The sequence below is a fragment of the Gordonia sp. (in: high G+C Gram-positive bacteria) genome, from assembly GCF_049299075.1.
GTDB lineage: Bacteria > Actinomycetota > Actinomycetes > Mycobacteriales > Mycobacteriaceae > Gordonia.
In genome coordinates this window covers 1-1,577 of sequence record NZ_JBAQWU010000267.1, presented here as the reverse complement: position 1 = coordinate 1,577, position 1,577 = coordinate 1, and the positions used below count along the sequence as shown (strand labels likewise).

The 1,577-nt window shown below is 69.2% G+C and carries 1 protein-coding gene and 1 pseudogene; one reads left to right on the top strand and one right to left on the bottom strand.

Annotation, left to right across the window (positions count from 1 at the left end):
- Positions 1 to 452: pseudogene (locus WAW85_RS08335) on the bottom strand (sensor histidine kinase); the annotation flags it as partial.
- 156 nt (positions 453 to 608) lie between these two features.
- On the opposite strand from WAW85_RS08335, the gene WAW85_RS08330 reads away from it, so the two are divergent.
- A partial coding sequence (locus WAW85_RS08330; protein ID WP_422559151.1) for an SMP-30/gluconolactonase/LRE family protein occupies positions 609 to 1,577 on the top strand: 969 nt, incomplete at its 3' end.

Below are 1,577 nucleotides of genomic sequence, written 5' to 3'. Positions count from 1 at the left end.
CTGACCGGGCCGGCAACGAGGACGGGGTCGAAGTCAGCGGTGATCCGCTGCCAGGCGGCAGTCAGCAGCACCGTCATGGCAATGACTACGCCAACCGCCCAGGGGAAGGGCAGGACCCGCAGCACGGCGAAGGCAATGGGGACCGCACACCAGGCGAACGACGGCGCCACCAGGGTCAGTGCTGCCCACAGTGCGACCATGCCGGTGACCCAAACTGTCGGCCACCATGTGCCGCCGCCAATGACGAGAGTCCGTGTTCCGTAGGCCAGCCCGAGCACAACAGCGCCAGCTAGGACGGCGACACCATCCATGTCCAGGTGGTGCCGGTCGAGGTAGCGCAGGGAGCTAGTCAGCAGAAGGACGATCAGCGCGGCCAGCAGCCAGCGTTCGATGCCTGCGGCCGGCGCGAGGATGCCGCGGACGCCGTGTCGCAGGTCGAGGGGAGCTCTCATGGTCCGATCACTCTAGGGAGGCCCCCGGCCGATCACGACGGTCCGGCCCCGATATCAACCAATTGGCTATCGCGCGGTAGCCGGCTGCGCGACGCCGCGGCTCCACCAGCGACGACACAGTGGTTTGGTCCGTCCCCTTCTCGCTGGGAGAGCCACATGAATCGCACCGCCCGCACCCCCGTCATCTTCACCGCAGTCCTCGGCCTCAGCTGCCTCGGTGGCGCGACGGTGCCTGCACACGCCGAGGACGAGGGCCGTCCGGCCACTTACCTGCTCACCGGCGACGCCGCGAGCCCGGTCGGCTCCAAATTCGAGGGCATCGGCGCCGACGAACGCCGCGGAGTGTTCTACGTCAGCGAGGTCACCGGCGGTGAGATCCACCGCGGAGTGGCTGGGTCCGCGGCGACCGAGGAGTGGCTGGCCGGCGACGGCGCCCACGGTCGGTTCACCGCGCGCGGCATCACCGTCGACGCCGACGGCCGCGTCTACATCGCAGGTGGCCCCAACGGCCTCGGCACCGGCCGTCCGGACCTGTGGGTGTACGCCGCTGACGGCACCCTGCTCGCAGCGCTGCGGGTGCCGGGCACGGAGGTGTTCGTCAATGACGTCGCGATCGGGCCTGACGGCGCGGCGTACTTCACCAACTCCAACGACCCCCAGCTGTTCCGGGTCGCCGACGACGGTGCCGGGTGGCACGCGAGCCTGTGGGCAGACGCTACGGGCGTGGTGGAGCGCCGGCCGGGGTTCAACCTCGGTGGCATCGTGCTCAGCGCCGACCGCAGCGCGTTTGTGGTGGCACAGGGCAACGTCGGGCGGCTGTGGCGTTTCGCAACGACCACGGGTGCGGTCAGTGAGGTGGCGACCGGGGGCGCCGATCTGGTCAACGCCGATGGACTCGTGCGCCAAGGAGGCACACTGAGGGTCGTGCGCAACTTCAGCCGGATGATCGCAACGCTGCATTTGTCTTCCGACGGCGGCCGCGCAGTGCTCGTCGGTCAGGAGCCGACTGCGGCGGACCGGGTGCTCACCACCGCGAAGGTTCTGCGTGGCCGAATCCTCTACGTCGACAGCAAGTTCGATGAGGCAGTGGCGGTCGGCCCCTATGAGATCATCACGGGCCCGATC